The 5,293-nt window shown below is 60.7% G+C and carries 4 protein-coding genes and 1 pseudogene; 4 read left to right on the top strand and 1 reads right to left on the bottom strand.

The genetic code is table 11. The annotated features are described in order from the left end of the window. Window positions 1-178 (bottom strand): annotated as a pseudogene (locus H145_RS25115) (IS982 family transposase); the annotation flags it as partial. Window positions 179-519: 341 nt separating this feature from the next. Between H145_RS25115 and H145_RS0106635 the strand changes: the two are divergent. The 4 genes from H145_RS0106635 (at window position 520) to mrdA (ending at window position 5,213) form a co-directional block, all read left to right on the top strand. Continuing rightward, the gene (locus tag H145_RS0106635) at window positions 520-1,545 is read left to right on the top strand and encodes a rod shape-determining protein (RefSeq protein ID WP_019947358.1); all 1,026 of its coding nucleotides are present in this window, start codon (window positions 520-522) and stop codon (window positions 1,543-1,545) included. 102 nt (window positions 1,546-1,647) lie between these two features. Beyond that, entirely contained in the window at window positions 1,648-2,571 is a 924-nt protein-coding gene (gene mreC / locus H145_RS0106640) for a rod shape-determining protein MreC (RefSeq protein ID WP_019947359.1), read from the top strand. Next, complete coding sequence (locus H145_RS0106645) at window positions 2,568-3,104, top strand: hypothetical protein (protein ID WP_026351308.1); 537 nt, start codon at window positions 2,568-2,570, stop codon at window positions 3,102-3,104. The genes mreC and H145_RS0106645 overlap by 4 nt, the downstream gene beginning before the upstream one ends. 264 nt (window positions 3,105-3,368) lie before the next feature. Continuing rightward, on the top strand, window positions 3,369-5,213 hold the full coding sequence (gene mrdA, locus H145_RS0106650; RefSeq protein ID WP_019947361.1) for a penicillin-binding protein 2: 1,845 nt from the start codon (window positions 3,369-3,371) through the stop codon (window positions 5,211-5,213). The last annotated feature ends 80 nt before the right edge of the window (window positions 5,214-5,293 follow it).

Here is a 5,293-nt window from a genome sequence, read left to right on the forward strand (position 1 = left end):
TGTAGTGCTTGGCCACCACCAGGTTGCCGCCAAAAAAGCGGGCCGCTACCAGGGCCGTGGTCAGCACCTGCGCATCGGTCAAACGGCGGCCCGAAGCCGGTAGCGGGCTGCCGGCGGGACGCGTAAAACGAATCAAATCATCGAGAACACAGTACATTGCAACGGTCTGTTCGCGCATGGTCGGCAGGGCTTGAAGGGGTCGAATACTTCAAACCTAGGCTGTTCAAGCCGAACAGACCTTTTTTTTGGCCCCGCTATACCCCGCAACTTGGGTTAGCAAGGCAATAGAATACGGCGGGCGAAGTTGTAGGGTGCGGGGCAGATGCTTCGCACCCTTTTGCCTTCCGGATGGCGCTGCCTGCTACACTTCAGCTTCGTGCGGCTGGCCCTGGGCCCGGTTTGCCACCTGTCGGCGTCTATTCCTCAAGCTGGCAGTTCTCATCCCTATAAATTCCTGCGTACTTTTGCCCTTCTTTTGACGGGCCACGCCGTCCGCTCTCATTTACTTGCCGTTACGCAATGGGTTTCTTTAACTTCTTTACCAGCGACATTGCCATCGACCTGGGCACGGCCAACACGCTCATCATCCACAACGGCGTTATCGTTGTCGATGAACCGAGCATCATCGCCAAAGACCGCACGACCAATAAAGTAATTGCCGTGGGCCGGCAGGCGCAGCAGATGCACGAGAAAACCCACGACAACATCAAAACCATCCGGCCCCTGAAAGACGGCGTTATTGCCGATTTCCACGCCGCCGAGGAGATGATTAAGGGGCTCATCAAGATGATTGACACCCGCAACCGGCTGTTTCAGCCCTCGCACCGCATGGTTATCTGCATTCCGTCGGGCATTACGGAAGTGGAGAAGCGGGCCGTGCGCGACTCGGCCGAGCACGCCGGCGCCAAGGAAGTCTGGATGATTCAGGAGCCCATGGCCGCCGCTATCGGCATCGGCATTGATGTGGAGCAGCCCGTGGGCTCGATGATTATCGACATCGGGGGCGGCAGCACCGAAATTGCCGTTATTGCCCTCTCGGGTATCGTGTGCGACCAGAGCATCAAAACGGCCGGCGACGTGTTCAACCAGGACATTCTCGACTACATGCGCCGCCAGCACAACCTGCTGATTGGCGAGCGGAGCGCCGAGCGCATCAAAATTGAAGTGGGCGCGGCTCTCACCGAGCTCGAAGTAACGCCCCCCGATTTCGAGGTGCGCGGCCGCGACCTGATGACCGGTATCCCGAAGGTTATCAAGGTTACGTCGTCGGAAATTGCCATTGCCCTCGACAAGTCGGTGGCCAAAATCGAGGAAGCCGTGCTCAAGGCCCTCGAAATCAGCCCACCCGAGCTGTCGGCCGACATTTACGAAAACGGCATCCACCTGACCGGCGGCGGCGCCCTGCTGCGCGGCCTCGACAAGCGCCTGGCCGTGAAAACCAAGCTGCCTATCCACATTGCCGAAGACCCGCTACGCGCCGTGGTGCGCGGCACCGGCAAGGCCCTCGCCGATATTCAGGGCTTCAAGGGCGTACTGCTTGTTTAATTATGAATGATGAATTTTGGATTTTGAATTGTTCGGCGTTGCATTATCAGCCTGGGGCAAGTCATAATTCAGAATCCAAAATCCAAAATTCATAATTAACCCATGAATAACCTGTTCGCCTTTCTGTTCCGCTACCGGGGTTTCCTGGTATTTGCGTTGCTGGAAGTGCTGAGCTTGTTTTTGCTGGTGCGCAACAGCACCTACCAGCGGGCCGCGTTTTTCAATTCGGCCAACACCTACGTAGGGCAAGTGCTGGGATGGCGCAACCAGGTACAGGATTATTTCCGGCTGGCCGACATCAACCAGGAGCTGCTGCGCGAAAACGCCCGGCTCCGGCAGCAGTTCTACCCCGCCGACTTGGGCGGCCGCACCGCCGACTCGCTGCCCGTGCGCCAGGACAGCACCACCCGCGCCCGGCTGGCCGTGCTGGGCCGCCCCGATTCGCTGCTGCTGGGTTTGCGCAGCCTCGCCACCCGCGACCCCGATTATCCGCTGATTCCGGCCCGGGTAGTGAGCAGCACCCAGCGCCTCGTGGATAACTACCTGACCCTGAATGTGGGCCGCGCCGATGGCGTGCGCGACGGCATGGGCGTGGTCTCGGCCGAGGGCATTGTGGGCCGGGTGAAGGTGTTTTCCGAGCACTACGCCACCATCACGTCGGTGCTGCACTCGCAGAGCCGCACCTCGGCCCGCATCCAGCGCGACGGCACCATCGGCACCATTCGCTGGCTCGGCGACGACCCCACCCACGTGCTGCTCGACAACATTCCGCGCCAGAACAAGCTGGTGCGCGGCGATACGGTGGTAACCTCGGGCTACAACGCCGTGTACCCCGAGGGCGTGCTGGTGGGCACCGTCGACTCGTTTGTGAAGGAGCCCGATAAGAACTTCTGGACGGTGCGCGTGCGGCTGGCCACCGACTTTTCGCGCCTCACCTACGTGTACCTGGTTACCAGCCGGCCCCAGGCCGAGCGCGACACGCTGGAACGGCGCGCCGGCATCAAACCTGAAGCCAAGCGGCCATGAGTGGAGGAATTTTCAGCGTTTTATGGCAGGCAGTCCGGGGCGTGTTCTACCTGGCCCTGTACGTGCTGCTGATCAGCGGCACCGATTTCGTGCTCTTCAACCTGGCCTGGTGCTTTATTTACCTGGGCTTTCTGCTGTTTCTGCCGCTGGCCACGCCGCTGGTGCTGCAGCTGGTGCTGGGCTTTGTGGTGGGTATTTCGCTCGATATGGTGTTCGACACCGGCGGGGTGTACGCCGCCGCCGCCGTGCTGCTGATGTACCTGCGGCCCTGGGTGCTGCGCCTGCTCACGCCCCGCGACGGCTACGACGCCCAGGATTCGGTGAACATCCACCAGATGGGCTGGCAATGGATGGTGCTGTATCTGGTGCTGCTCACCTTCGTGCACCACGCGGCCTTCTTCCTGCTGGAGCTGGGCTCGTTCCGGTTCGTGGGCCTCACGCTGGCCAAAATCGTGCTCAGCACGCTCTACACGGCTCTGGCGTTGCTCATTATCCAACTGGTGTTCTACCCCACCAAGCGCCGCAAGCGGTGATTTGGCGATTTGGTGACGTGGTGATTTGGTGACTTAGTGGATGTGCTGTCATCCTGAGCGGAGCGAAGGACCTTATCCAGAAGCTATTCTCTTTTGATATTAGCTTCTGGATAAGGTCCTTCGCTCCGCTCAGGATGACAGGTTGCTTAGTTCGCCAAATCACCAAATCACCATTTCACCATCTCGCACCTTTTCCGCATGGTCGGGGTTATCTTTGCATTTCCGCCGGTAGCGGCGGAGCCTGCCTTTTAAGATTTCCCTGCTTTGCAATACCTCGAAGGCCGCAAATACGTCGTCCAGGCGATTTTCCTGGTCGTCGCGCTGGTTTTTGCGACGCGCCTGTTCTACATCCAGGTTCTGGACGGCAGCTACAAGCTGGCCGCCGACCGCAACACGCTCCAGCGCATCGTGCAGACGCCCTACCGGGGCCTGATTTACGACCGCAAGGGCCAGATTCTGGTTCAGAATACGCCCGTGTACGACCTGATGGTGGTGCCGCGCGAAGTCAAGCAGCTCGATACGCTGCGGTTCAGCCAGCTGCTGCAGCTGCCGCTGTTGGAAGTGCGCGAGGGGCTGCAGCAGGCGCGCAAGTTCAGCCGCGTGAAGGCCTCGCCGCTGGTGCAGAACCTGAGCACCCAGGAGCTGGCCACCATTCAGGACAACCTGATTGACTTTCCCGGCTTCAGCGTGAAGGCCCGCATGGCCCGCTCGTACAACACCCACACCATGGCCCACGCCCTGGGCTACGTGGGCTCGATTACGCCCAAGCTGCTGGAGCGGCCCCAGTACGCCAAGTACCAGCCAGGCGAGTTTCTGGGCATCACGGGCCTGGAGTCGTTCTACGAAAAGCAGCTCATGGGCCGCCGCGGCGTGCAGTACCGCATGGTAAACGTGCGCGGCATCGAGAAGGGCGCCTTCCGCGACGGCGAGTACGACACGCTTTCGGTGGCCGGCCAGGACTTGCACCTGAGCCTCGACTCGGAGCTGCAGGCCTACACCGAGAAGCTGATGGCCGGCAAGCGCGGCTCGGTGGTGGCCCTCGACCCCAAAACGGGCGAAATCCTGGCCTTCGTGTCGGCCCCCATGTTCGACCCCGAAATGCTGTCGGGCAAGGGCATGGGCAACCGCTACATGGAGCTGCTCAACAACCCCGAGCAGCCGCTGTTCAACCGCCCCCTGATGGCCACGTATCCGCCGGGCTCCACCTTCAAGCTTATCAACGAGCTGGTGGCGCTGCAGGCGGGCGTGGTAACGCCCAACACGCCGTTTCCGTGCAACTGGAAGCTGGTGCGCTGCACCCACCGCCACGAGTACCCCAGCAATGTGGGCATTGCCATCAAGCAGAGCTGCAACCCCTATTTCTACCAGGTAATGCGCGCCACCGTGCTGCGCGGGCGCTCCAGCAACCGCTTCGAGGATGCCCGCCTGGGGCTGGGCGAGTGGCGGCGGCAGGTGATGAAGTTCGGGCTGGGCGAGAAGCTGGGCGTGGATATGGGCCAGGAAAAGAAAGGCCTGATTCCGTCGCCCGAGTTCTACGACAAGCGCAACGGCTACCACCGCTGGAGCTTCCGCACGGTGTACTCGCTGAGCATCGGGCAGGGTGAAATTGGCATTACGGGCCTGCAAATGGCCAACGTAATGGCCACCATTGCCAACCGCGGCTGGTACTACACGCCCCATTTCGTGCGCGGCATCGGCAGCGGCGGCCCGCTGCCCGAGTACCAGGTAAAGCACACGGTGGGAGTGGACGCCCGCCACTTCGAAGCCATTGTGCCCGGCATGATTGGGGCCGTGGATGGTAAAGGCGGCACCGCTGCCAACGCCAGCCTGGCCGACGTGGGCATTTCGGTGGCCGGCAAAACCGGCACCGTGCAAAACCCCCACGGCGACGACCACGCCTCGTTCGCCGCCTTCGCCCCGGCCCAGGACCCCAAAATTGCCATCGTCGTGTTCATCGAAAACGCCGGTTTCGGCGGCAGCTCGGCCGCGCCGCTGGCCGGCCTGGTCATCGAGAAATACCTGCGCGGCCAGGTCGCCCCCTGGCGCCACCGCTGGGAAGAGTGGCTGCCCGGCCCCGCCGACCGGTTTATTAAACGAAGAAAGTATTAAATGAATTATGAATTATGAATTATGAATTATGAATTATGAATTATGAATTATGAATTATGAATTATGAATTATGAATTATG

Origin of the sequence: Hymenobacter aerophilus DSM 13606 (assembly GCF_000382225.1) — a bacterium.
Lineage (GTDB): Bacteria > Bacteroidota > Bacteroidia > Cytophagales > Hymenobacteraceae > Hymenobacter > Hymenobacter aerophilus.

Bases quoted from the DNA above. Each gene is read 5' to 3' on its own strand.
- H145_RS0106635 (WP_019947358.1), top strand. From the start codon at position 520: ATGGGTTTCTTTAACTTCTTTACCAGCGACATTGCCATCGACCTGGGC.
- mreC (WP_019947359.1), top strand. From the start codon at position 1,648: ATGAATAACCTGTTCGCCTTTCTGTTCCGCTACCGGGGTTTCCTGGTA.
- H145_RS0106645 (WP_026351308.1), top strand. From the start codon at position 2,568: ATGAGTGGAGGAATTTTCAGCGTTTTATGGCAGGCAGTCCGGGGCGTG.